The organism is Streptomyces glomeratus (assembly GCF_021462825.1).
Classification (GTDB): domain Bacteria; phylum Actinomycetota; class Actinomycetes; order Streptomycetales; family Streptomycetaceae; genus Streptomyces; species Streptomyces glomeratus.
This window is the reverse complement of the sequence record NZ_JAKEEB010000043.1, coordinates 13026-35895: the sequence shown is the minus strand read 5'-3', so window position 1 is coordinate 35895 and position 22870 is coordinate 13026. Positions and strand designations below refer to the sequence as shown.

Annotated in this window: 22 protein-coding genes; 10 read left to right on the top strand and 12 right to left on the bottom strand. The window is 69.9% G+C overall.

The genetic code is table 11. The features are described 5' to 3' along the window. The first annotated feature begins 145 nt into the window (after positions 1–145). The gene (locus tag LZ604_RS31710; RefSeq protein ID WP_234519403.1) at positions 146–931 is read left to right on the top strand and encodes an SGNH/GDSL hydrolase family protein; all 786 of its coding nucleotides are present in this window, start codon (positions 146–148) and stop codon (positions 929–931) included. 181 nt (positions 932–1112) lie between these two features. On the opposite strand, the gene LZ604_RS31705 is transcribed toward LZ604_RS31710, so the two are convergent. Continuing rightward, on the bottom strand, positions 1113–1733 hold the full coding sequence (locus LZ604_RS31705; RefSeq protein WP_308283700.1) for a TetR/AcrR family transcriptional regulator: 621 nt from the start codon (positions 1731–1733) through the stop codon (positions 1113–1115). 14 nt (positions 1734–1747) lie between these two features. Continuing rightward, positions 1748–2938, bottom strand: coding sequence for a Glu/Leu/Phe/Val dehydrogenase dimerization domain-containing protein (locus LZ604_RS31700; protein ID WP_234519391.1), 1191 nt, complete (start codon positions 2936–2938; stop codon positions 1748–1750). Positions 2939–3195: 257 nt separating this feature from the next. Between LZ604_RS31700 and LZ604_RS31695 the strand changes: the two genes are divergently transcribed. Further along, positions 3196–4380 (top strand): MBL fold metallo-hydrolase, encoded by a 1185-nt coding sequence (locus LZ604_RS31695; RefSeq protein WP_234519389.1) that lies wholly within the window; start codon positions 3196–3198, stop codon positions 4378–4380. 245 nt (positions 4381–4625) lie between these two features. Here LZ604_RS31695 and LZ604_RS31690 read toward each other — a convergent pair whose 3' ends face one another. From LZ604_RS31690 to LZ604_RS31660, 7 genes are all read right to left on the bottom strand, one after another. Further along, the gene (locus LZ604_RS31690; RefSeq protein WP_234519388.1) at positions 4626–4958 is read right to left on the bottom strand and encodes a putative quinol monooxygenase; all 333 of its coding nucleotides are present in this window, start codon (positions 4956–4958) and stop codon (positions 4626–4628) included. Between the two features lie 363 nt (positions 4959–5321). Further along, positions 5322–6401, bottom strand: coding sequence for an ABC transporter ATP-binding protein (locus LZ604_RS31685; protein WP_234519387.1), 1080 nt, complete (start codon positions 6399–6401; stop codon positions 5322–5324). A gap of 1 nt (position 6402) precedes the next feature. Then, entirely contained in the window at positions 6403–7491 is a 1089-nt protein-coding gene (locus tag LZ604_RS31680) for an ABC transporter ATP-binding protein (RefSeq protein ID WP_234519386.1), read from the bottom strand. Continuing rightward, positions 7488–8333 carry a carbohydrate ABC transporter permease gene (locus LZ604_RS31675; protein ID WP_234519385.1) on the bottom strand — a complete coding sequence of 282 codons (846 nt, stop codon included), beginning with the start codon at positions 8331–8333 and terminating at the stop codon, positions 7488–7490. The genes LZ604_RS31680 and LZ604_RS31675 overlap by 4 nt, the downstream gene beginning before the upstream one ends. Beyond that, positions 8330–9208, bottom strand: a complete 879-nt coding sequence (locus LZ604_RS31670; RefSeq protein WP_234519384.1) for a carbohydrate ABC transporter permease — start codon at positions 9206–9208, stop codon at positions 8330–8332. The genes LZ604_RS31675 and LZ604_RS31670 overlap by 4 nt, the downstream gene beginning before the upstream one ends. A 77-nt stretch (positions 9209–9285) precedes the next feature. Continuing rightward, positions 9286–10887 carry an extracellular solute-binding protein gene (locus tag LZ604_RS31665; RefSeq protein WP_234519383.1) on the bottom strand — a complete coding sequence of 534 codons (1602 nt, stop codon included), beginning with the start codon at positions 10885–10887 and terminating at the stop codon, positions 9286–9288. A gap of 20 nt (positions 10888–10907) precedes the next feature. Next, complete coding sequence (locus tag LZ604_RS31660) at positions 10908–11933, bottom strand: NAD(P)-dependent alcohol dehydrogenase (protein ID WP_234519382.1); 1026 nt, start codon at positions 11931–11933, stop codon at positions 10908–10910. Between the two features lie 182 nt (positions 11934–12115). Between LZ604_RS31660 and LZ604_RS31655 the strand changes: the two genes are divergently transcribed. Further along, positions 12116–13285: a GAF domain-containing protein gene (locus LZ604_RS31655; RefSeq protein WP_505016494.1), complete on the top strand. Its 1170-nt coding sequence runs from the start codon at positions 12116–12118 to the stop codon at positions 13283–13285. A 27-nt stretch (positions 13286–13312) separates the two neighbouring features. Further along, entirely contained in the window at positions 13313–13900 is a 588-nt protein-coding gene (locus LZ604_RS36140) for an AAA-type ATPase lid domain-containing protein (protein ID WP_234519379.1), read from the top strand. 261 nt (positions 13901–14161) lie between these two features. On the opposite strand, the gene LZ604_RS31645 is transcribed toward LZ604_RS36140, so the two are convergent. The 3 genes from LZ604_RS31645 to LZ604_RS31635 all read right to left on the bottom strand — a co-directional run bounded on the left by LZ604_RS31645 (position 14162) and on the right by LZ604_RS31635 (position 17204). Then, positions 14162–14860 carry a hypothetical protein gene (locus tag LZ604_RS31645; protein WP_234519378.1) on the bottom strand — a complete coding sequence of 233 codons (699 nt, stop codon included), beginning with the start codon at positions 14858–14860 and terminating at the stop codon, positions 14162–14164. A 135-nt stretch (positions 14861–14995) separates the two neighbouring features. Continuing rightward, on the bottom strand, positions 14996–16720 hold the full coding sequence (locus LZ604_RS31640; RefSeq protein WP_234519377.1) for an MFS transporter: 1725 nt from the start codon (positions 16718–16720) through the stop codon (positions 14996–14998). Between the two features lie 79 nt (positions 16721–16799). Beyond that, positions 16800–17204, bottom strand: coding sequence for a MarR family winged helix-turn-helix transcriptional regulator (locus LZ604_RS31635; RefSeq protein WP_234519401.1), 405 nt, complete (start codon positions 17202–17204; stop codon positions 16800–16802). 507 nt (positions 17205–17711) lie between these two features. On the opposite strand from LZ604_RS31635, the gene LZ604_RS31630 reads away from it, so the two are divergent. The 6 genes from LZ604_RS31630 (at position 17712) to tdh (ending at position 22865) form a co-directional block, all read left to right on the top strand. Further along, positions 17712–19661, top strand: coding sequence for an ATP-binding protein (locus LZ604_RS31630; protein ID WP_234519376.1), 1950 nt, complete (start codon positions 17712–17714; stop codon positions 19659–19661). Between the two features lie 77 nt (positions 19662–19738). Then, a complete protein-coding gene (locus LZ604_RS31625; RefSeq protein ID WP_234519374.1) occupies positions 19739–20173 on the top strand; it encodes a roadblock/LC7 domain-containing protein in 435 nt (144 codons plus the stop codon). A 2-nt stretch (positions 20174–20175) separates the two neighbouring features. After that, positions 20176–20547 (top strand): DUF742 domain-containing protein, encoded by a 372-nt coding sequence (locus LZ604_RS31620; protein WP_234519400.1) that lies wholly within the window; start codon positions 20176–20178, stop codon positions 20545–20547. Beyond that, a complete protein-coding gene (locus LZ604_RS31615; protein WP_234519373.1) occupies positions 20525–21127 on the top strand; it encodes a GTP-binding protein in 603 nt (200 codons plus the stop codon). The genes LZ604_RS31620 and LZ604_RS31615 overlap by 23 nt, the downstream gene beginning before the upstream one ends. Next, positions 21124–21681 (top strand): GAF domain-containing protein, encoded by a 558-nt coding sequence (locus LZ604_RS31610; RefSeq protein WP_234519372.1) that lies wholly within the window; start codon positions 21124–21126, stop codon positions 21679–21681. Before LZ604_RS31615 ends, LZ604_RS31610 begins: the two co-directional genes overlap by 4 nt. A 155-nt stretch (positions 21682–21836) precedes the next feature. Beyond that, on the top strand, positions 21837–22865 hold the full coding sequence (gene tdh / locus LZ604_RS31605) for an L-threonine 3-dehydrogenase (protein WP_234519371.1): 1029 nt from the start codon (positions 21837–21839) through the stop codon (positions 22863–22865). Positions 22866–22870: the final 5 nt, after the last annotated feature.

The window sequence follows — 22870 nt, the reverse complement described above, 5'->3', positions numbered from 1 at the left end:
CTCCCAGGCTTATTCCGAATCGGCACGGATATCTCGAGTGGTCTATCTCACCGCCCGTCAACCCCTTCCTACGGTCGCGTAGCTCACATCCGAAGGTGAATCATGGTCCGATGTGGCAGACGATTCGAAGAATGACAACAGATCACTGATCGGGTCGTACGTGGCGGTGGGGGACAGCTTCACCGAGGGCGTCGGCGACCCCGGCCCCGACGGACAGTTCGTCGGGTGGGCCGACCGGTTCGCGGTGCTCCTCGCCGACCGGCGTCCCGAGGGCGACTTCCGGTACACGAACCTCGCCGTACGCGGCAAACTGCTCGACCAGATCATCGCGGACCAGGTCCCCAAGGCCCTTGAACTGGCCCCGGACCTGGTCTCCTTCTGTGCGGGCGGCAACGACATCATCCGGCCCGGAACCGACCCCGACGAGGTCGCAGAGCGCTTCGAGCGCGCCGTCGCCGGCCTCACCTCCGCCGTCGGCACCGTCATGGTCACCACCGGTTTCGACACCCGCGGCGTGCCCGTGCTCAAGCATCTGCGCGGCAAGATCGCCACGTACAACGGGCACGTCCGGGCGATCGCCGACCGGTACGGCTGCCCGGTGCTCGACCTGTGGTCCCTGAAGACCGTGCAGGACCGGCGCGCCTGGGACGAGGACCGCCTCCACCTCTCGCCCGAGGGGCACACCCGAGTCGCCCTGCGGGCGGGTCAGGTGCTCGGCCTCGAGGTGCCGGCCGACCCGGACCAGCCCTGGCCGCCCCTGCCGCCGCGCGGCACGTTCGAGGTGCGGCGCGACGACATCCACTGGGCGCGCGAGCACCTGGTCCCGTGGATCGGGCGCAGGCTGCGCGGTGAGTCATCCGGGGATCGCGTGGTGGCGAAGGGGGCCCTGTCGCCGGACGACATCAAGATGCGGATCACGCAGGCGGTCTGATCCGATCACGCAGGCGGTCTGATCCGACGCCGCGAGCGGTCCGATGCGGCTTGCCCGCGGTGCGGTCGGGATCGCCGTACCGGTTGCGGCCCGGGCTCTACGCCCGGGCCGCGGGCCCGGCCTCGGGCCTCCGCAGGGGGCACATGCCGAGCCCGGCCCGATGCGCGGCGGCGAGTGCGGGTCAGCCCTTCGTCGTCGTCAACTCCGCGCGGGCCACGCCCAGTTCGCGAGCGAGCGCTTCGTCCACCCACTCAAGGGCGCGCGCCCGGGAGACCGTGCCCTCGTACGCCGTCATCTGCACGGCCAGCCCGTCGAGCAGTGCGGTCAGTCGCAGCGCCGTGCCCGCCGGGTCGGGGCAGCGGAACTCGCCCGCGGCGACCCCCTCCGCCACGACCTCGGTGATCGCGGCCTTCCACTGACGGTCGAGGTCCCGTGTGACCTCCCGCACCGCGGGCTCGCGCAGCGCCGCCGCCCAGCCCTCGATCCACAGCCGCCAGCCCTTGGCCTGCCCGGTCGGCGCGTACCAGCGCACCGCCGTCCGCAGCCGGCGCAGTGCCGACGTCCGCCGTCCGAGCAGCTTGCGCAGATGGGCGAGATCGTCCTCGGCGGCGTACGCGAAGGCCTCGGCGACCAGCTTCTCCTTGGTCGAGAAGTGGTACAGCACCAGCGCGTTGCTCACCCCGAGGGCCGAGGCCACGTCGGCGATCCGCACCGCCGCCACGCCCCGCGCCTCGATCTGACCGACGGCGGCCCGGAGCAGCTCCTCGCGCCGCCGGGCCACGCTCAACCGCACCCTCGTCACGCGGCCACCCTATGTCACCGGTACCACCCGAACCGCTCCGCGATGACCGGCAGCCGGTCCGCCGCGAGCCCGTGCGCGGCCGCCCGGGGACTCGTCCCCTCGGCTTCCGCGCGGTCGAGCATCCGGCCGACCAGGGCCCGCATCGCGCGCCGCGTGTACGCGAACGCCTCGTCGGCGTCCGCCGCTATGTCGCCGAACAGCGTCCACCACCACCAGGCGTTCGTCCCGGAGTTGACCACCACGTCCGGCAACACGGTCACCCCGCGTGCGGCGAGGAGCTCCTCCGCCTCGGGCAGCACCGGCATATTGGCCGCCTCGGCGATCCACCGGGCGCCGATCCGCTCCTGGTTCACCGTGTCGACGGCGTACGAGACCGCCGCCGGCACCAGCACCTCAGCCTCGGCCGACAGCCAGGCGTCGCCCGGCAGTTCCCGGTCGGCGGGGCGCAGCGCCGCACGGTCCACCGTCCCGTACGTGTCACGCGCGGCGAGCAGCGCCTCGACGTCGAGCCCGTCCGGGTTGGCGATCGTGCCCTTGACGTCGGCGACGGCGACGACCGCGAGCCCCGCACGCGCCAGGAAGCGTGCCGTGGCCCCGCCCATGGTGCCGAAACCCTGCACGGCGACGCGCGTTCCCGGGTAGGGCACGCCGGCCCGGTCCAGGGCGGTCAGGACGGACTCGGCGACTCCGCACCCGCCGACCAGAACGTCCAGACCGATCCCGTCCACCTCGACCGCGAACGCGCCGGCGAGCCGGCGGCGTGCCGCCGCCTCGTCGTCGAGCAGCGGGTACACCGCCTGCACCGGGGACACGAGCCCCGCCTCGGCGGCCGCCCGGTCCACCAGGTCCTGGGTGAGCCCGAGGTCCTCGCCGGTGGTCCACACGGTCTCGATGTACGGCTTCATGGCACGCAGATAGCGCACGAGGACGTCGTATGCCTCCGGGGCCCGGGGATCGCAGTCGATGCCGCCCTTGGCGCCGCCCAGCGGGACGTACCGGCTGTCGGGGTCGTAGTGCAGCGCCTCCTTCATGGTCATGCCACGGGCCAGCCCGGCGACCTCGTCCGCGGAACAGCCCGGCCGCATCCGCAGCCCGCCGCTCGCGACCCCCCGGACCAGCCGGTCGACGACGAGGTACCCGCGTCGGCCGGTGACGTGGTCGGTCCAGGCGAGCGTCATCAGGGGAGCGTCCCGATCGATGGTCATGCGCAACACTGTACTGAACCGCCGTTCAGTCGAATGCGGCGCTCCGGGGGGTGCCCGGGGCGCACGCGGGCAGCAACGCGGAAGAAGAACGGGCGGCGCGGGGTTGGGAGGGTACGGGCGCGGAGCACCTGGCGGTGACATCCGTGCCCGCACATCGCGCTGAACGCCGGGCACATCGCGCTGTGACACGGCCGACCCGGCGCTGTCGGAGGGGCCCGCTCATAATGGAGGGCCTCACCCACTCCACTGGAGGTCCCGTGACCGGTTCCCGTTCCCTGAGCTCCGGCCTCCGCGCGCTGCGGCCCGCCGCCTTCGGCGCGGATCCGAGCGGGGAGCGCCTGGCGCGCATCCACAGATCACCGCATTTCGCGGACGGTGTCTTCGTGAACCCGGAAGGCACCCGGATCCGCCCGTCCGGGAACTCCACGCTGGAACTGGCGAAGGTTTTCCTCCGCAAGGACTCCCGGGCCCGCCGCGTCCCGACCGGCACGGTTCCGGTGCACCCGACGACGTACGCCGATCTGGCCAAGCCCCCGGCGAGCGGGTTGCGGCTGACGTGGATGGGGCACTCCAGTGTGCTCGCCGAGATCGACGGGCACCGGGTGCTCTTCGACCCGGTGTGGGGCGAGCGCTGCTCACCCCTCGACTTCGTCGGCCCCAGGCGGCTGCACCCGGTGCCCCTGCCGCTCGCCGCGCTCGGCCCGGTGGACGTCGTCGTCATCTCCCACGACCACTACGACCACCTCGACCTGCCCACCATCAAGGCCCTGGCCGGCACGGACACCGTGTTCGCGATACCCCTCGGCGTCGGCGCCCACCTCGAGCACTGGGGTGTGTCCCCGGACCGGCTGCGCGAGCTGGACTGGCACGAGTCGACGAAGGTCGGCGGCATCACTCTGACCGCCACCCCGGCCCGCCACTTCTGCGGCCGCGGCCTGCGCAACGCACAGCACACACTGTGGGCGTCGTGGTCCGTGGCAGGCGACCGGCACCGGATCTACCACAGCGGTGACACCGGATACTTCGACGGCTTCAAGGACATCGGCGCCGAACACGGCCCGTTCGACGCCACGATGATCCAGATCGGCGCCTATTCCGAGTTCTGGCCCGACATCCACATGACGCCCGAGGAGGGCATGCGTGCCCACCTCGACCTCCAGGGCGGGCGGCCGCACGGCGTGTTCCTGCCGATCCACTGGGGCACCTTCAACCTGGCACCGCACGCCTGGGCCGAGCCCGGCGAGTGGACCAAGGCCGCCGCCGACGCCGTCGGACAGGCGGCCGCCCTCCCCGTCCCGGGCCGGCCGTTCGAGCCTGCCGGAGTGCTGCCCACGGATCCGTGGTGGCGCGGTGTGGGGTACGTACCGGACCACAAGTGGCCCGTTCCGGAGATCACCCCGGAGGTGTCTCGTGACGACCTCGACCTTGTGGGCGAGGGCTGACCTCGACACCGAACGGCGCCACGACGGCCCCACGGCCGTCAGCACGGCGCGTGTCCTCGGTCGGCTGTCACTCTGCTGTGCGCCGCCGACGCCCAGGACATCGCAGGCAATCTGCTCGGCCCTGCCCTCGGCATGACCGCACTCGCCCTGCCGCGACCGCAGCGCACGGAGCGGGGAGTCGCAGCCGGTCATGCTGTGAGCGCAGTGGTCGCTGACGCCTCGTGAGGATGCCTCCAGACAGGGAGCTATTCCTGTCCGGGGACCGCCATCTCCCCAAGGAGCGACCAGTCGTCCTGCGGAACGGTCGCGTTCACGATGCGCGGCGTCTCGACCAGATGGGGCGGCAGCGTCTGCTGCGCAGCCTTGAAGTGGGCGGACTGCACATGCGTGACCCCGGCCTCGTCGTCGCGGAAGGCCTCGACCAGGACGTACTCCGTCGGGTCCGCCACGCTGCGCGACCAGTCGAACCACAGGCAGCCGGGCTCGGCGCGCGTGGCCCGGGTGAAGTCTGCGGTGATCTCGGGCCAGCGGTCGGCGTGCTCGGGACGGACTCGGAACTTGGCGGTGATGAAGATCATGGGATTCCTTCGTTGATGTCTGTGCGTCTTCTGCGCCGTTTGTGGCGCGGCGGAGGGGAAGCGGTCGCCCCGGTCGGCGCAGGGCATCCACCTGCATCGAGACAGGAGCCGCGTACGGTACGGGCGGGGCGGCTCCGCATCCACGGACGGGCGGGGCTTCGCTTGCTTTCCGGCCGCGCCACCAGGATTCATGGCGACATGATCGTACGACCTCCGTTCGCCGTCGCCGAGTTGGGAACCACACGACACCCCGCGTCGGCACTCCGCCGCACGGCCGCGGCGCCCTGCCCGTCGCGGCGGGTCACCTGATCGGCGGCCCGCCGCCCCGGGTGGGTAGGCGGCGCGGGCATGCCCGACGGATCGTTACGATCGGAGTACCAACTGACCGTCCGCGTACGGAAGGACCTTGGCCCGCGGCAGGTGCACGAGGATCTCCTCCCCGGCCGGTACTCCCTCCTCCCGCGGCGTCTTCGCTCTGACGAGTTGCCCGGCGACCTCGACCTCGAGCACGCGCTGGGCGCCGTGGTCGCTGATGCCCCGCAGCCTGCCGGGGAAGGTGTTGGGGCCCGGGTCCGTGACGACCTTGACGTATTCGGGTCGGACGCCGACGTGGACCTCGGTCGCGCTGTGGGGGATGTCCCAGGCGACGGACAGCGTCCGGCCGCCCAGCGTGAAGGGCCCGTCGTTCCGGTCCACGGTCAGGTAGTTCATCGCCGGTGAGCCGATGAAGTAGCCGACGTAGGTGGAGGAGGGTGCCTCGAAGAGCTGCTCCGGGGTGCCTTGCTGCACGGCGCGGCCGTCCTTCATGACGAGCACTTCCTGCGCGAAGCTCATCGCCTCGTACTGGTCGTGCGTCACGTAGATCACCGTTGGCCGGAACTGCTCGGTGATCTCTCGGATCTTGCGCCGCAGTGAGTGCTTCAGCTGTGGGTCGATGACGGTGAGCGGCTCGTCCATCAGGACGGCCGCCACATCGTCACGGACCAGGCCGCGGCCGAGTGAGATCAGCTGCTTGTCGTCGGCGGTGAGCCTGCGGGCGGGTTGCCCCAGCCGGTCGTGGAGGTCCAGGGCCTCGGCGACCTGCTGGACCTTGGCGTCGATCCTCGCCCTGTCCCAGCGCCGACACCGCAGCGGGAAGGCGAGGTTCTCGTAGACGGTCATCGACTTGTAGATGACGGGGAACTGGAAGACCTGGGCGATGTTGCGGGCCTTCGTGGGCAGGGCGGTGACGTCGGCACCGTCGAAGAGCACCCGTCCCCGGGAGGGTGTGACCAGGCCGGACAGGATGTTCAGCAGTGTCGTCTTGCCGCAGCCCGAGGGGCCGACGAGCGCATAGGTCTTGCCGGACTCGAAGGTCAGCTTCAGCGGCTTGAGAGCCCACCGCTCCTCCTCGACGCCCGGCGCGTACGCGTGCCCGACGTCGACGATGTCCAACTGTGCCATGTCAACGGCCTTCCATTGAGGCGAGAGCGTGTGAAGGAGTGCGCACGAGCGCCCCGTTATCGTCGAAGGCGAACAGCCGGTCGGGGCGGAGCCGCAGTTTGACCAGGTCGCCGAGGGCCACGTCGTGGATGCCCTCGATCTGTACGACGAAGGGGGTTTCGCCGACGACCACGTGGACGAAGGTTTCGGAGCCGGAGATCTCGACGAAGGTGACCTCGCCCTCGACCCCGCTGGAAGCCAGGCTGACGTCGGTGGCGCGCAGGCCGAACTGGTAGGCACCGTCGGGCAGGTCGGCCAGGTGCGCGGAGACGTGCGTGGCCTGGAAGCCGGCCACCGTGACCTGACCGCCCTCGAGCCGGCCCGCGAAGATGTTCATGGGCGGGTCGTTGATGATGGACGCCACCGTGGTGGTCGCGGGGCGTTCGAAGACCTCCTGCGGGGTGCCGGTCTGGAGGATCCGCCCCTCGTGCATGACGAGCACCACGTCCCCGAGCATCATCGCCTCGGCGGGTTCGGTGGTCGTGTAGATGACGATCGTGTCGCCCTGGTCCGAGAAGAGGGTCTTGAACTCGTCGCGCAACTGTTCGCGCAACTTGTAGTCCAGGTTCCCCAGCGGCTCGTCGAGCAGGAGGATGCCGGTACCGCGTGCCAGGGCGCGGGCCATCGCCACGCGCTGCTGCTGACCGCCGGAGAGCTGTGAGGGCTTGCGCTTCTCGAACTCCGCAAGCCCCACACGCGCGAGGCTCTGCCGGACCCGTCGCTGGATCTCGTGCCGTGACAGCCCGGCCCGCTTCAACGGGAAGGCCACGTTGTGGAACACGTTGAGATGCGGGTAGTTGATGAACTGTTGGTAGACCATGGCGGTGTCGCGCCGCCACACCGGTGTCTTCAGGAAGTCCGCTCCCGACCGGGTCAGGGAGCCGGAGTCCACTTTTTGCAGGCCGGCCAGGACCCGCAGCAGTGTCGTCTTCCCGGCCATCGTGCGGCCGATGACGGTGTGGAGCCGTCCCGGTTGGAAGGTGGCGGTCACGTTCTTGAGGTGGTCGACGCCGTCGACGGTCAGGCACAGATCAGTGGCGCTGAGGTTCATCGGACCGCTCCCGACAGGTTCCCCTTGGACAGATAGCGCTCCACCCAGAGGGCGAGCAGGATCAGTGGTGCCACGCCGAAGAGCGCGGCGGCGGACAGCGTCCACCACGGTGGAATGGAGGAGTTGAGGGCGACGACCGCCTGGGGCAGGGTCTGGACCTCGGTGAAGGTCAGCCGGAAGGCGAAGAAGAAGTCGTTCCAGCCGAACACGGCGCAGAACATCGCCGCCACGGTCAGCCCGGGCAGGGAGTTCGGCAGGATCGCCCGTACGAACGTCTGGAACGGGGGGCAGCCGTCGAGCATCGCCATCTCGTCGATCTCCCGGGGGATGCCGTTGAAGAAGTCCACCATCACCCAGACCGCGATCGGCAGCAGCAGCGCGACCGTCACGATGACCAGGCCTGGGGTGCTGTCCAGGAGGCCACCCCACTGCAGGAGGTAGAAGAAGGGGATCACCAGGACGACGGGCGGCATGATCCGTTGGGAGACGAAGAAGAAGACGATGTCGCTGTTCTTGATGAAGCCCAGCTTGAACCGGTAACGGGACAGCGCGTAGGCGGCCGGGGACCCCAGGGCCAGGCTGATGGCGGACGCGGCGATGGTGATGACAGCGCTGTTGACGAAGGGATGGATCACATCGATACCACCGGCTCCACCGAAGATGTTGCGCCAGCCGGTGAGGGTGGGCTTGTACTGCACCCAGGGGATGTAGGTGGGGCCGCCCTGGACCGCGTTGGCGTTCTTGAAACTGGTCGTCATCGCCCAGAAGAAGGGTCCCGCGACGAAGCAGGCCCACAGGGCGATCACGGTGTATTTGAATATGGGATAAAGGTGCGACCTCATGAGTCCCCCTTCAGCTTGAAGGCCCTGGTGAGCAGGGCGGCGACGCCCGTGAGGGTGACGATCATCAGGACGAGGTACGTCAGGGACATCGCCCCGCTGTACCCGGTCTGCTGATCGCGGAGCCCCTGGATGTAGAGGTAGTAACCCGGGGTCTCCGTCGAGGAGCCCGGCCCGCCGGAGGTCAGTACATAGACGCTGTCGGAGAGCTTGGACGCCTCGATCAGCCGGATGATGGTTGCCGCGACCGACACCGGCGCCATCAGCGGGAAGGTCACCTTCCAGAAGGTGCGCCAGGTGCCGGCGCCGTCGATCGCGGCGGCCATGAACGGTTCCTTCGGCAGGCTCAGCAGGCCGGCCAGCAGCAGCAGGAACATGAACGGGGTCCACTGCCAGACCTCGACGATCATCAGGGCGGCCAGCGCCGGGCCGGACTCGGTCAGCCAGGGGATCCTGCTCAGGCCCAGTGTCCCCAGTAGATCGTTCACCGGCCCCAGCGACTCATGGAAGATCGTCTGCCAGATGGCGGCCATCACCACGGGCGTGGTCATCATGGGAACGAGGAACAGCACCCTCCAGAATCTGCGGCCGCGTACCTCGCGCCAGACCAGCAGGGCCATGCCGAACCCGATGACGTACTGGATCACGACCGTGCCGCCCGCCAGCAGGATCAGCCGGGTGATAGAGGCCCAGAAGCGGCCGTCGTGCAGCATCGCGGCGTAGTTGGCCCCTCCGATGAAGTTCATCCGAGGGTTGCTGACGTTCCAGCCGGAGAAGCTGACGCGGATGGTGAACAGAAGCGGAAATATGATGATCAGAAAGAGTGTGAGCAGTCCCGGCAGCAGGAACATGCTCTTGTGCCGGCGCAGGCCGTCCATGGTTCTCCTTGCGGAAGGGGGCGGGAGTCCCCGGGTGGCCGATCCGGTTCGGCCACCCGGGGCGTCCTGCGGTCGGATCAGGAGTGGTCCTCAAGCGCGACCACGTTGCGGTAGGCGCTTTGGACCTTGTCCTTGCCGATCTGGTCGGTGATCTTGGACCATTCCTTGGCCACGCCGTCCAGCGCGTCCTGCGGGGAGTCCTGGCCCGCCAAGGCCGCGGCGACGCCGTTGGCCAGCGCGGACATGTACTGGTTGACACCGGGAACGCGCAGGTCGAAGACGCGGTTGCGGCTGTCCTCCATGCCGGAGAGCGTCTTCACGTACGACTCGGCGACCTTCGGGGCCCAGCCCAGCCGCTCCCAGAAGTTCGGGTCGAAGTGGGCGTAGCGGTAGGGGTTGACGCCGAACCGGCCGATGGTCAGGTCGAGGGCGGTGTTGGCCTCGTTGCTGAAGAAGCACAGGTAGTCGAACGCCATCTGCTGGTGGCGTGATGCCTTGGCCACCGCCGAAGTCCAGCCCCAGGTGAAGTAGGGAGCCTGGTTCGCCTTCACGTCCCACGACTTGGTGGTGCGGTTGTACACCTCGTTGGATCCGGGCAGCGGCGCCGCCTGCACCTTGTTGCGGATCCTGCTGTCGGGCTGCTGGGCCTGAATGAAGGCGTCGTCCCACGAGTACGACATCAGCGTCTGGCCGCCGCCGAAGGAGAAGATCTCGTCACCCAGGCCGAAGTTGGCGCCACCGGGTGCCCAGGTCGACTTGGCCTTCACCATGTCGTCCAGCGCGCGGACGAAGCCCGGCGTGTTGATCAGCGGCCTCATGGTCTTGACGTCGAAGAAGACACCGCCCTTGACGTCCGGGTTCTTCACATACGGCGCGGCCCGGCTGATGAAGGCGGAGAACGTCAGGTCGTCGCGCTTGGTCACCTCGGCGCTGCCGTAGTTGGGCTTGCCGTCGCCGTCGAAGTCCTTGCCGCTGAAGAACTCGGCGACGTCCTGGTATTCGGCCCAGGTCTTCGGAACTCTCAGTTCCTTGCCCGTGGCCGCCTTGTAGGCAGCCTGCTGCCTGGGGTCGTTCAGCACGTCGGTGCGGACCTTGAGGTAGTGCCGGTCCCCGTCCACGGGGTACTGCACGACCTTCCCGTTCCAGGTCGCCACGTCCATGTAGGTACCCGTGACATCCTTCATGCCGGGAGTGTTCAGATACTTCCCGGGCACCGGTGCGAGATACGGGGCCATGTCGCCGATCCACAGCGAGGGATAGAACATCACGTCGTAGGCGGGCTGGCCCGCCTGAAGAGGCGTGAGGATCTTCTGATGCAGCTCGCCGAAGGGGACGTTCACCACCTCGACCTTCGCCCCGGTGATCTCCTCGAACTGCTTGGCGTGCAGCTGGGTCGGCTCGCCGATGACCGGGACGGCATGGCTGATGATCTTCAGCGTCTGCCCGGAGTAGTCCTTCCGGCTGATCGCCTCATAGCTGCACGGCCCCGGGACGTCCTCGACCTTGGTGTCCGGGTAGTCCTTGCCGTACTTCCTGTAGCTGATCTCCGAGCCGAGCTTGAAGAGCGGGGCCTTTTCCTTCGGCTTGTCCTGTGCTTGGTTCGGGGCGGTGCACGCGGTGGCGGTCAGGGCCGCGACGGCCGCGACGGCGGCGAACCGCTTGTAGGGTCTGGTGCGCATGGAACTGCTCCTTGGACGCGTCAGGGGATCAAGATCGCTCGGCCGCGTACGACACCGGCGGCCAGGTCGTCGAGGGCCTGCCGGAAAGAGGCCAGGGGGTACCGCTGGGTGTGCAGGGTGACGTTGCCGCGGGCCGCCAGGACCATCAGCTCGGAGAGGTCGTTGTACGACCCCACGAGGTTGCCCACGAAGTTGATCTCCGTGGAGATGACGTCGATCGTCGGAACGTTCAAGTTGCCGCCGTATCCGATGACGTAGTAGTTGCCGTGGCGGCGCAGGCAGGCCACGCCCGTCTCGACGGCGCCGCCTTCGCCGACGAAGTCCAGGACAGCCTCCGCCCCATGACCGCCGGTGAGGTCCCGTACGCGTTCGGCCTCGCCTCCGTCCGCGACGAGGGTGTGGTCGGCGCCCAGTTCCTTGGCCAGCGCCAAGGCCTCCGGGCTGCGGTCGATGACGATCATCTCCACCGGCGACAGGGCCCGCAGCACCTGAATTCCGATATGTCCGAGTCCGCCGGCGCCGATGACCACGGCCTTGTCCCCGGGCCGCAGCACCTGTGCCGCCTTGGCGACGGCGTGGTACGCCGTGAGCCCGGCGTCGGCCAGGGCCGCCACCGAGGCCGGCTCGAGGGACGGGTCGAGGGGCACGACCGAACGGGCGCTGGTTTTCACGTACTCGGCGTAGCCCCCGTCGACGTCGATGCCGGGGAACGCCGAGTTCATGCAGTGCACGTCGTCGCCGGCCCGGCAGGCGCGGCACAGACCGCAGGTCGCCAGCGGGTGCAGGATGACCGGGTCGCCGACCTGGACGTGGGTGACGGCCTGCCCGACCTCAGCGACCCAGCCGGCGTTCTCATGACCGATCGTGTACGGCAGGGTGACCCCGCTCTTCTCCTTCCACTGTCCTTCGAGGATGTGCAGATCCGTCCGGCAGACTCCGGCGCCCCCGATCTTCACGATCACATCCAGCGGACCGGTGATCTGCGGGTTCGGCACGTCCACGAGCACGGGCGGCTCGTCGTACTCGATGACCTGCACGGCTTTCATAGCGGCTCCCTGCGAGTCGGCGGGTGGGTGGTGCGCCGATTACACAGGCCGCCGATCGCAGGTCGATGTCTCAGAATCCGTCCGCGAATGTCTCAATGTGGCACACGCGGTAGGCGCCAAGCCGTCGAACTGGTCCAATCACTGCACCGAGGGATTGTGAAGCGCGCAGTACGGGAGTGCTAATGCCCCGCCAACAACCCGGAAGCTCACTGAGAGCAGCCAGAGAGCTCTACCTGGAAGTCACCAAGGATCCAAGCGCCCGGCCGCTCGTGGTGGCTTCATGGCATCGCTCGATGGAATACGAGGTGCAGCCGGGCAGCCTCGACGCTCCGTACCGGGACAACCCCAACCTGGACAGCCCCCTCGCAAGGGCTGCGCTGCCGATCCTGGACAGGTTGCACGAGCAGCTCGCCGACGACCCGGTCTCCACGATGATCACAGACCGCAACGGCGTGGTCCTCTCCCGGAAGGTCTCCCACGAGGGGCTGACGACGAACCTCAACCGCGTGCACCTGGCCCCGGGCCATGTGTTCGCCGAGCGCTATGTGGGCACCAACGGCATCGGGACCGCGCTGGCCAGCGGCCGCCCGGTCGTGATCGCCGGAATGGAGCACTACGTCGAGGCGTTGCGGGACTTCCACTGCGCGGCCGTACCGATCCTTCATCCCACCCGGCGCACCCTGCTGGGAGCCTTCAACCTCACCACCATCCGTCAGGGCTCCGACGGCATGCTGATGGCCTTCGCCCGCTCCGTCGCGGCCCAGATCGAGGCCGAAATCGCGGCGATCACCTCGCGGCGCGAGCGGGCTCTCTTCCAGGACTACATGGAGGCGTGCTCCTCGGTGCGCCCGGGACCCGTGCTGGCCCTCAACCGCGATGTCGTCATGATGAACGAGCAGCTCAGTGTCGCCGTGACCGGGCCGGATCACTATGCACTGCTCGACCACGCCCGTGAGATCGCCGACCACTCCCGGCTGGAGGGGACACGCAGCATCGCGCTGCCCTCGGGGCGGGTCGCCGAACTCAGGGTCAGTCGCTGTCGGCGCGAGGACAGCGACGCGGGCGCCGTCTTCCGAGTCCGGCTGATCGGACGGCCCCAGCCCACACCTGCCGTTTCCGCCGCCCCCGCCCGCTTCAACCTGGGACTCGTGGGCTCGTCCCCGCACTGGCTGCGCGCGGTCGCCGAGAGCGAAACAGCGTTCGTCGCCCGGACTTGGCTTCATCTCCTGGGCGAAGCCGGTGTCGGCAAGAGGACGCTGGTCGAGGCCCTGCACCGGGCCCATGGCGCCGGACGCCGGCTGGAGATGACGGAAGCGCCGCCCTCGGATTCACCGGCCGTCACCGAGCGCTGACTGCATGACATCGGAGAGCTGCTTGTCGTGCCGTCCAACGTACTCGTCCTGAGCGATGTCCACCTGCTGGGCGACCAGCTGCGGCAGCGGCTGGCGAACCTGCTGATGCAGCTGGACGGCAGTGCGACCGGGCAACTCGTCATGACCAGCCAGCCGTCGATGGTCAGCTCCGACGACCAGCTCGACCAGCTCTGCGGCGCCTCGGTGGAGGTGCCTCCCCTGCGTCATCGCTATGGGGACATCGAGCACCTGGCGCAGTTCCTCCTGCGCAAGTACCGGCCGAGCGGCGAGAGCAGGTTCTCCCCGGATGTGCTGACCATGCTGCAGCGATGCCCCTGGCCGGAGAACGTCCGGCAGCTCGAGTCCGTGATCCGGGGCCTGGCGCGGCGGCCTTCGGGCCGGATGATCCAAGTGGAGGACCTGCCGCCGGAATGCCGGGTGTCGTCGAACAAGGTCCTCACCACCATCGAGGCGCTGGAACGCGACGCCATCCTGCGCGGGTTGATGGACCGCAACTCCAACGTCCAGCGGACCGCGCAGGACCTCGGAATCTCCCGCGCCACGATGTACCGCAAGATGCGCCGCTACGGGATCGTCCCGTCGAGCCTGACGTGACGGGCCGTTCCGGCACGCAGGCTGTGGCGTGCGGCGCCTGCTCGGCGTCGCCGCTTGAGCGGCCACACAGCACATGGACACTGGCCCTGACCGCGTTCGATACCTCACATGGCATCAGCCTGGTCCCGCACGGGGGGCCGCACGGCGTGATCCTGGGACACGTGCCCGACCGGACATGGCCGGTCCCCGGCCCGGCCGGGACGACGACTCGGGAAGATCTCGACCTGGTGCCGGGGGACCGACCGCGGTCGGGTGCGGCTCTCAGGGCTGCTGAGCGCCGCAGAAGGGGCACTTGGCCACGTTCGCCTTCATCAGCAGCGTGGGCAGCGGGCTGTTGAGGATCTCGTTGCGCGGTAGCGTGAGGCCGAAGTGCCGTTCGATGACGCCCAGACATGTCCGGTGCACCGCGCGGCGGTCGTCCCCGCGCCGTTCGGGATCATCGAGGGGAAGGCCCGCGGCCGTCAGCTCCGCTTCGAGGGCGGAGGCGACGTCCGCGTCGCCGTCGACCCGGCCGGATCCCCACGAGCCGTCGAGGTGCAGGTTGAAGCCGCACACGGTGCGGCCGTCGTGCTCGTAGGAGAAGAACGGCGGGACGGGCTTGCCGTTCTCTTCCTCGTACCACAGCCGGTAGATGTGGGCGCCACCTCGTGACACGGGCGGTTCCGGGCCGAACTCCCCGTACCAGAATCCGTGCTGGACGACGTAGGACCACTCGCCGATCTCGCCGTAGCGGAGGGCGATGGCGTTGTGGGTGTCCCCGAACAGGCCGCTCATGACGTCGTCGGCCTGCCCGCCGGTGAGGCTTCCGAGGAAGCGTGGCCGCTGCTTGTTCCGGCCGTACCGGCCGGCGGCGACACGCGCCGCCAGTGTCTCTCCGGCGAGGTCCTGGGCGATGACGACGCTGTATCCGCCCCAGTCGATCGACTTCGGCTCGGCGAGCCAGGTGAGTCCGTCGCTCATGGGGATCACCCCATCAGGCACACGCTGCTCCGCGCTGTGGCGGAGGCCACAATTCCGTGCGGAGGTCGCGCGGCGGCGGCCGCGGGGGTCCGGGCCCGTCGCCCTGGACCTGCGGCCGCTGTCGGCTCGGACGCGTCAGGCCGGGCTGTTGCGCAGCTCCGTCAAGGCGGACGCGGTCAGCGGCCGAGGGATGTGGTCCGGGTCGACCAGGACCACGGTGCAGTCGGCGGCATGGGCCAGCGCGGTCGTGAAGCTGCCGTCGGCGAACTGGGTGAGCGGGCCGCGCGGAGAGCGTCCGACGGCGACGGTGGGAGCGTGGATCTCGGCGGCGTGCCGGGCGAGGGCCCGGCCGGCCGCGGCGTGGTCGCCGACGGAGGCCAGGATCTGGCCGGTGGCGGATATGCCCTGCGCGGAGAGCCGGTCGAGGTGAGCGGTGACGGCGGCGCGGGCCTGGTCGAAGTCCTCGGTGTCGACGGCCTGTTCGTCGACGACGGCGGTCTGCAGCACGTGCACGACCTCCAAGGGGCTGCCGGCGTCGCGGGCGAGCCGTGCCGCGGTGTCGACGATCACGGCGGCCCTGTCGTGATCGCCGACGGCGACCACCACAGGAGGTGTGGCGGCGGCCTGTGCGCCGACGGGGGTGAGCGTGGGCGTGGGGGTCACGGGCCGTCCCTCGCCGGTGTCCTGTTCGGCCCGGCGGAGCAGACGGTGGCCGCCGGCCAGGACGGGGATCGCCAGGAGGAAGGTACCGGCGCCCACGTAGAAGGGGACGCTCAGGTCGGTGGCATCGGCCAGCTTGCCGGCGACGTACGGGGCCAGGCCGCCGCCGATGAAGCGCAGGAAGCCGTAGGCGGAGGAGGCCACGGGGCGCTCGACCGGGGAGACCAGCATGACGGCCTGGGTGGTCAGGGTGTTGTTGATGCCGATGAAGGCGCCGCTGACGATGACCGCCACGATGACCACGGTCGGGTTGCCGACGCCGGCGGCGATGACGGCCATCACGGCACCGAGACCCAGCAGGTTGGCATACAGCACGGGAGCGGTGCCGTAACGGCCTTGCAGACGCGGGGCGAAGAAGACGCTGAACGCGGCCACCAGCAGGCCCCAGCCGGTGAAGACCAGCCCAAGCTGATGGGCGTTGAGCTTCATGGGGTACGGCGCGTAGCCAAGCATCGTGAAGAAGCCCCAGTTGTACAGCAGCGCCATGACGCCCATGGTCAGCAGCCCACGGTGGCGCAGTGCCCTGAGCGGGGCGATCGGCGAGGTGCGGCGCTCCGGCTTGGGCAGGGCGGGGACGAAGGCGAGGGTCGCGATGAGGGCGATGGCCATCAGCACGGCGACGCCGAAGAACGGGCCGCGCCAGCTGATGGCGCCCAACTCGCCGCCCAGCAGCGGGCCCACGGCGATGCCGAGTCCCAGCGCGGCCTCGTAGAGGATGATCGCGCCGCCGAAGCCGCCGCTGGCGGAGGCCACGATGACGGCCAGGGAGGTGGCTATGAACAGGGCGTTGCCCAGGCCCCAGCCCGCGCGGAAACCGACGATCCCGTTGATGGAGCCGGAGGTGCCTGCCAGGGCGGCGAAGACGACGATGACCGTCAGACCGGTGACCAGGGTGCGCTTGGCCCCGATGCGGCTGGAGACCCAGCCGACGATCAGCATCGCCACCGCGGTCACGATGAGGTAGCTGCTGAACAGCAGGGAGACCTGGCTGGGCGAGGCGTGCAGGTTCTCGGCCAGGGCGGGCAGGATCGGGTCGACCAGGCCGATGCCCATGAACGAGATGACACAGGCGAATGCGACGGCCCAGACGGCCTTGGGCTGCTTGAAGGGGCTCGCGGCTCCTCCGTGTGGAGCACTCATGCGCGCTCGTTCTCCCGGGGTGTGAGGTGTGACAGGGTGGGTGTGACGTCGTGGGGTGGTGAGGGGTGAGCGGGACGGTTCAGGAACGCTCTTGACGGTCTTGGATCACGCGGGCGAGGGCCGGTAGGGCCACCTTCACCGCGTGCTGCTCCGGTTCGGTGAGCTCCTCGATCAGCTGCACAAGGGCGCGTGTGCGCTCGGCGCGTCGTTCCCGGAAGACATCCAGTCCGGTTTCGGTGACCGCGACCAGGACGCCCCGTCCGTCGGTGCTGTCGGTCGACCGCCGTACCAGGCCCGCCCGTTCCATGCGCGTGACGAGCTGGGTCATGTTGGGCTGGGAGACGCCCTCGGCCCGGGCCAGGTCGGTGAGCCGGTGCGGTCCTTCCCGCCCCAGACGGGCCAAGGCGGACGAGGCTGCGGTGCTCAGGCCGCCGGTGGTGGCGCTGTGACGGACGTGGCGGACCATCCGCTCCACGGCGATCATCAGGTCTTCGGGCGAGACGTCGGGGGAGACGTCGGACGAGACCGGAGACGAGACCTGAGGCGAGACCTGGGATGAGACCTGGGGCGAGACCTGAGGCGAGACCTGGGATGAGACCTGGGGCGAGACCTGGGACTCGTCCGAGTCCATAAGCCGCTTATGCATAAGCGCATTATGCATCTAGGTGTAGGACGAAACAATAGGCGTCTTCCGGTGATCGCTTCCGTGATCGCTTCCGATCGACCTCGATCGCTTCCGGAGCGGCGGTGAGCGCAGTCTCCGACGCGGTTATCGGCCTGTCGTACGAGGGCTCATACCAGAGCGGGAAGCTCTCCGGAGGAGTTATCAACAGCCCACCGCACTTACCCGGAGGGCGACTACTCTGAGTTGCCGTCAGTCGACGCAGCGCCGAAATATGCGGTGTCTCGACCGGCGCCGCGATGCCGCACGCCGGAGTCGCGCACACCCGCGGGAGCCCCACGCCCCGACGCACCCAGTACGAGGACGCCGATGTCTCACCTCCGCGCACCGGCCGCACGCGCAGACCTCCGTGAGGGCGGGCGGCACGGGCGACCGGTCGCCCACACCACCCCCTCACCGGCCGAGACCCCCCTGCGGCCCCAGCTGCTCCGCCTGGCGATCCTGCCGCCCGTCGCGGTGGCCCTCAGCGCTTGCGCCGCCGTGCTCTTCACCGTCCGCACCGCCGGCGCGCGGCCCACCATCACCCTCTGGGCCGTTCTCGCGGGCGCCCTGGCCGTGGCCCTCGCGGGCATCGTGATCGCCGCGGTGGCCGCCGAACGCACCGCGACCTCCGTGCGGGACCGCCTCGACGCGCTGCGACGCGCCAGCGCGCGTGGCGAGGCCGATCTGCGTGCTCTCGTCGAGGCACTGCGCCGCGGCGAGGCGCCGCCCGCACACAGGCCGCACGGCAAACCCACCGAGGACGCCGACGACTTCGAGCTGCTCGCCGCCGAGCTGGCGCGCGCCCACGACGGCGCAGTCGCCGCGGTCGTGCAGGCCGCGCAGCTCTCCAGCCAGGCCGGCAGCGAGCAGAAACTGGAGGTGTTCGTCAACCTGGCCCGGCGTCTTCAGTCCCTCGTGCACCGGGAGATCTCGATCCTCGACGAGCTGGAGAACGAGCTCGAGGACCCCGACCTGCTCAAGGGCCTCTTCCACGTCGACCACCTCGCCACCCGCATCCGGCGCCACGCCGAGAACCTCGCCGTGCTCGGCGGCGCCGTCTCCCGCCGCCAGTGGAGCACCCCGGTGCCCATGACCGAGGTGCTGCGCTCCGCGACCGCCGAGGTCGAGCAGTACGCGCGGGTCAGACTCGTGCCGCCGACCGAGGGCACCCTGCGTGGGCACGCCGTCGCCGACGTGATCCACCTGCTCGCCGAACTCGTGGAGAACGCCACGGTGTTCTCGGCGCCGCATACTCAAGTGCTGCTGCGCGCGGGCCTCGTCACCTCGGGGCTCGCCGTGGAGGTCGAGGACCGCGGGCTCGGCATGCCGCCGGCCGAACTGCACAGGATGAACGCCCTGCTCGCCGACCCCGACCAGGTCAACGTCGCCGGTCTGTTGGCGGACGGCCGCATCGGCCTGTTCGTGGTCTCCCAACTCGCCCGCCGGCACGGCATCCACGTCCGCTTGCAGACCAACATCTACGGCGGTGTCCAAGCCGTGCTCGTGGTGCCCCAGAGCTTGCTCGGGGGCACCACGAGCACGACCGAGGCCATGACTCCGCCCATTCCCCAGGCGAGGGACACGGGAAGGACGCCGGTCGTTCCGCAGACGACGCACACGGGGCGGACACCGCTCGCGCCCCCTGGTGGAGCAAGCGCACGGGAACCGGATCCGGCGGATGCGCACGCCCCGGCGCCGCCGCCGTGGGAAAGTCAGGCCGCCGGCGCTTCGCCGGGCGCCTCGGAGCATCCCGTGCCGACCGGCCCCCGGCAGTCGTGGGAGCACGGGGCCCCGGCCGACCGGGCGCGGTCACCGTTGCCCGTGCGCTATGCCGACGCCCCGCGTCCCAACCCCGCCGAAGCGCTGCCCGGCTGCCGCCCCGGCGACCGTCCGGTCCCCGTGGAGGCCGCCGGCGGCCCTGTGACGGCCCCCGGCCGGCAGGTGGCTGCTCCCGGCGGACATCCGACGTCGCCGACGGGGGCCGTGCGCGGCACCATGGGCAAGCCCCGGCTGCCCCGCAGACGCGCCCAGGAACACATCGCACCACAGCTCCGCGGGGCCCCCACCCCGCCCGTCCGCCAGGACGCCGGCCCGCTGGCCGGGCACGACCCGGGCCTGATGGCCGCGTTCCAGCGGGGAATCCTCCTCGCGCAGGCGCGGCAGCAGTCGGAGCCGGACGGCACCGAGACGACCGCCCGTGCGGAGCCCGCAGCCGCCCCGCGTCCACCCGATCACGACCCGACGGGGCGTCATCACCGGAACACACCCGCCGGATGACCCCCACGCCGCCCCCGCCCCCACCCTCACTCCCATCCGCTCTCGCGGACCCGCGTACCCCAAGGAGTCGATCCACTATGGCGAGTGACGTGCCGACGGCCCATGTCTCCGATCTCGACTGGCTGATGAGCGGACTCGTGCAGCGTGTACCCCACACCAGAAGCGCGGTCCTCCTCTCCTGCGACGGACTGGTGAAGTCCGCGCACGGCCTCGACACCGACAGCGCCGACCACATGGCCGCCCTGGCCTCAGGCCTCTACTCGCTCGGCCGTAGCGCGGGCGTCCGTTTCGGGGACAGCGGCGACGTACGGCAGGTCGTCGTCGAACTCGATTCGACCCTGCTCTTCGTCACCACCGCAGGTTCCGGCAGTTGTCTCGCCGTCCTCGCCGACCGCGAGGCCGACGCGGCGGTTCTCGGCTACGAGATGGCCATGCTGGTCAAGAGCATGCGGCCCTATCTGGCCACCGCGCCCCGCCGGAGTGCCGCCCAGCCCTCGGTGACCCGGCCTTGAGCATGACCGCGGCCGGTGACGGCCCCTGGCTCGACGCCGCCGCCGGACGGCTGATCCGCCCCTATACGGTCAGCAACGGCCGTACCCGGCCGAGCACCGTCCTCACGCTGCTCTCCGCGGTGAGAGCCACCGGCACCGCCCCCCTCGGCCATCTCGGCCCCGAGCACGCCCAGGCGCTCGGACTGTGCCGGCTCCCCGTCTCGGTGGCCGAGGTGGCCGCGCATCTGAAGCTGCCCGCGGTGGTCACCAAGGTGCTGCTGTCCGACCTCGTCGACTGCGGGGCACTCACCACCAAACCCCCCTCATTCCACCCCGACCCCACTGACCGGTCTCTTCTGGAGGCAGTGCTCGATGGACTACGACGACAGCTCTGATCCCTTCCCCACCGCGCTGAAGATCCTGGTGGCGGGAGGGTTCGGAGTGGGCAAGACGACCTTCGTGGGCGCGGTGAGCGAGATCGCGCCGCTGAGCACGGAGGAACTGCTGACCACGGTCAGCGCCGCGACCGACAGCCTCGAAGGGATCGAGAACAAGGTCGAGACGACCGTGGCGATGGACTTCGGCCGTATCACCCTCGACCCGCAGCACGTGCTGTACCTCTTCGGCACGCCCGGACAGGAACGGTTCTGGTTCATGTGGGACGAGCTGTCCGAGGGCGCGCTCGGAGCGGTCGTTCTCGTAGACACCCGCCGTCTGGAGGACTGCTTCGCCGCCGTCGACTTCTTCGAGCAGCGCGGAGTCGGATTCATCGTCGCCGTCAACGAGTTCGACGGCGCACACCGCTACGACCCCGATGAGGTGCGCACCGCCCTCGACCTCGGCCCGGAGGTCCCCGTGGTGCGCTGCGACGCCCGTATCTCCAGCTCCGGCGTGCAGACCCTGCTCACGCTCGTCCGCCACCTCCTCGCGCACGCCCCGGCGGCACCGGCCCCGAAGCGCGGAGCCCGCACATGACCCTGAGCCGACTGCTGCTGACCCCCGAGGACCGAGACGCACCCGAGCGCGTCCGCAGGCTGCGCCGGCTCGGACTCGGAGAGCGCGCCGATCCGGAGTTCGACGCCTTCGCGGACCGGGTGGCGGAACTCGCCGCGGCGCCGTACGCGATGGTCACCTTCATCGACGAGCACCGGCAGTTCTTCGCGGGGCTGCACCAGCCCGGCGACCGCCCGCTCACCGCCGTCGCCACCCCGGACGGCACCGGGCAGCGGGCCCGTCACCTGGGCCGCGAGTACGGCTTCTGCCCGCATGTGGTCGTCCGGCGCAAAGCGCTCGTCCTCGAGGACGTCCGCGACTATCCGCGCTTCGCCGGCAACCCCGTCGTCGACGAGATCGGCATCCGCTCCTACCTGGGCGCGCCGCTCGTCGACCGCACGGGCACCGCCCTCGGCACGGTCTGCGCCGCCGACGTGAAACCGCGCCCCTGGGGCCGGGCGGGTCTGGAGACCATCAAGACACTGGCCGCGGAGCTGGCGGAGGGAATCGGCCGACGGGAGAACGACGCGACCTGAGGCGGCGTGAAGCAAAGCTGTGGCGGCGCTTAAGAAATCCTCGATGGACCGGTGCGTCGCCGTAGGGCAGATTGCTACGCGATTCCACTCCTCTCCCCGGTGCGGGTTCGTTTGCCGTGCCCGTAACCGGGACCTCAATCACAGGAGCCGTAGCGTTGAAGGCGCTGGTCAAGGAGAAGGCGGAGCCCGGGCTCCGGCTCACGGACGTCCCCGAGCCCGCCGTGGGATTCGGTGACGTACTGATCAAGGTCCTGCGGACCGGTATCTGCGGCACCGATCTGCACATCCGGGCCTGGGACGGCTGGGCGCAGCAGGCGATCCGCACCCCCCTCGTGGTCGGGCACGAGTTCGTCGGCGAGGTCGTGGCAACCGGCCGGGACGTCATGGACGTCAAGGTGGGCGACCTGGTCAGCGGCGAGGGCCATCTGGTGTGCGGGAAGTGCCGCAACTGCCTGGCCGGGCGCCGCCATCTGTGCCGGGCGACGGTCGGGCTCGGTGTGGGGCGCGACGGCGCGTTCGCCGAGTACGTGGCCCTGCCCGCCGGCAATGTCTGGGTGCACCGAGCCCCCGTGGACCTCGACGTCGCCGCGATCTTCGACCCGTTCGGCAACGCGGTGCACACCGCTCTGTCGTTCCCGCTGGTGGGCGAGGACGTCCTGATCACCGGTGCCGGCCCGATCGGCCTGATGGCCGCGGCCGTGGCCCGGCATGCGGGCGCACGCAACGTCGTCGTGACCGATGTGAGCGAGGAGCGTCTGGCACTGGCGCGCAAGATCGGTGTCAGCCTCGCGCTGAACGTCTCCGACGCGACGATCGCCGACGGCCAGCGCGAGCTCGGCCTGCGCGAGGGCTTCGACATCGGTCTGGAGATGTCCGGCCGCCCCGAGGCGATGCGCGACATGATCGCCAACATGACGCACGGCGGCCGGATCGCCATGCTCGGCCTGCCGTCCCAGGAGTTCCCCGTCGACTGGGCCCGGATCGTCACCTCCATGATCACGATCAAGGGCATCTACGGCCGCGAGATGTTCGAGACGTGGTACGCGATGTCGGTTCTGCTCGAGGGCGGGCTCGACCTCTCTCCCGTGATCACCGGCCGGTACGACTACCGCGACCACGAGGCGGCGTTCGAGGACGCGGCGAGCGGCCGGGGCGGCAAGATCATCCTGGACTGGACCGCGTAGCTCCG

What these genes read in the sequence shown, in the direction of transcription:
- LZ604_RS31665 (WP_234519383.1), bottom strand. Translation starts at nt 10,887, where the DNA reads ATGCGCACCAGACCCTACAAGCGGTTCGCCGCCGTCGCGGCCGTCGCG.
- LZ604_RS31680 (WP_234519386.1), bottom strand. Translation starts at nt 7,491, where the DNA reads ATGAACCTCAGCGCCACTGATCTGTGCCTGACCGTCGACGGCGTCGAC.
- LZ604_RS31675 (WP_234519385.1), bottom strand. Translation starts at nt 8,333, where the DNA reads ATGAGGTCGCACCTTTATCCCATATTCAAATACACCGTGATCGCCCTG.
- LZ604_RS31660 (WP_234519382.1), bottom strand. Translation starts at nt 11,933, where the DNA reads ATGAAAGCCGTGCAGGTCATCGAGTACGACGAGCCGCCCGTGCTCGTG.
- LZ604_RS31630 (WP_234519376.1), top strand. Translation starts at nt 17,712, where the DNA reads ATGTCTCACCTCCGCGCACCGGCCGCACGCGCAGACCTCCGTGAGGGC.
- LZ604_RS31640 (WP_234519377.1), bottom strand. Translation starts at nt 16,720, where the DNA reads ATGAGTGCTCCACACGGAGGAGCCGCGAGCCCCTTCAAGCAGCCCAAG.
- LZ604_RS31655 (WP_505016494.1), top strand. Translation starts at nt 12,116, where the DNA reads ATGCCCCGCCAACAACCCGGAAGCTCACTGAGAGCAGCCAGAGAGCTC.
- LZ604_RS31615 (WP_234519373.1), top strand. Translation starts at nt 20,525, where the DNA reads ATGGACTACGACGACAGCTCTGATCCCTTCCCCACCGCGCTGAAGATC.
- LZ604_RS31670 (WP_234519384.1), bottom strand. Translation starts at nt 9,208, where the DNA reads ATGGACGGCCTGCGCCGGCACAAGAGCATGTTCCTGCTGCCGGGACTG.
- LZ604_RS31685 (WP_234519387.1), bottom strand. Translation starts at nt 6,401, where the DNA reads ATGGCACAGTTGGACATCGTCGACGTCGGGCACGCGTACGCGCCGGGC.
- LZ604_RS31690 (WP_234519388.1), bottom strand. Translation starts at nt 4,958, where the DNA reads ATGATCTTCATCACCGCCAAGTTCCGAGTCCGTCCCGAGCACGCCGAC.
- LZ604_RS31635 (WP_234519401.1), bottom strand. Translation starts at nt 17,204, where the DNA reads ATGATCGCCGTGGAGCGGATGGTCCGCCACGTCCGTCACAGCGCCACC.
- LZ604_RS31620 (WP_234519400.1), top strand. Translation starts at nt 20,176, where the DNA reads ATGACCGCGGCCGGTGACGGCCCCTGGCTCGACGCCGCCGCCGGACGG.
- LZ604_RS31610 (WP_234519372.1), top strand. Translation starts at nt 21,124, where the DNA reads ATGACCCTGAGCCGACTGCTGCTGACCCCCGAGGACCGAGACGCACCC.
- LZ604_RS31700 (WP_234519391.1), bottom strand. Translation starts at nt 2,938, where the DNA reads ATGACCATCGATCGGGACGCTCCCCTGATGACGCTCGCCTGGACCGAC.
- LZ604_RS31645 (WP_234519378.1), bottom strand. Translation starts at nt 14,860, where the DNA reads ATGAGCGACGGACTCACCTGGCTCGCCGAGCCGAAGTCGATCGACTGG.
- LZ604_RS31625 (WP_234519374.1), top strand. Translation starts at nt 19,739, where the DNA reads ATGGCGAGTGACGTGCCGACGGCCCATGTCTCCGATCTCGACTGGCTG.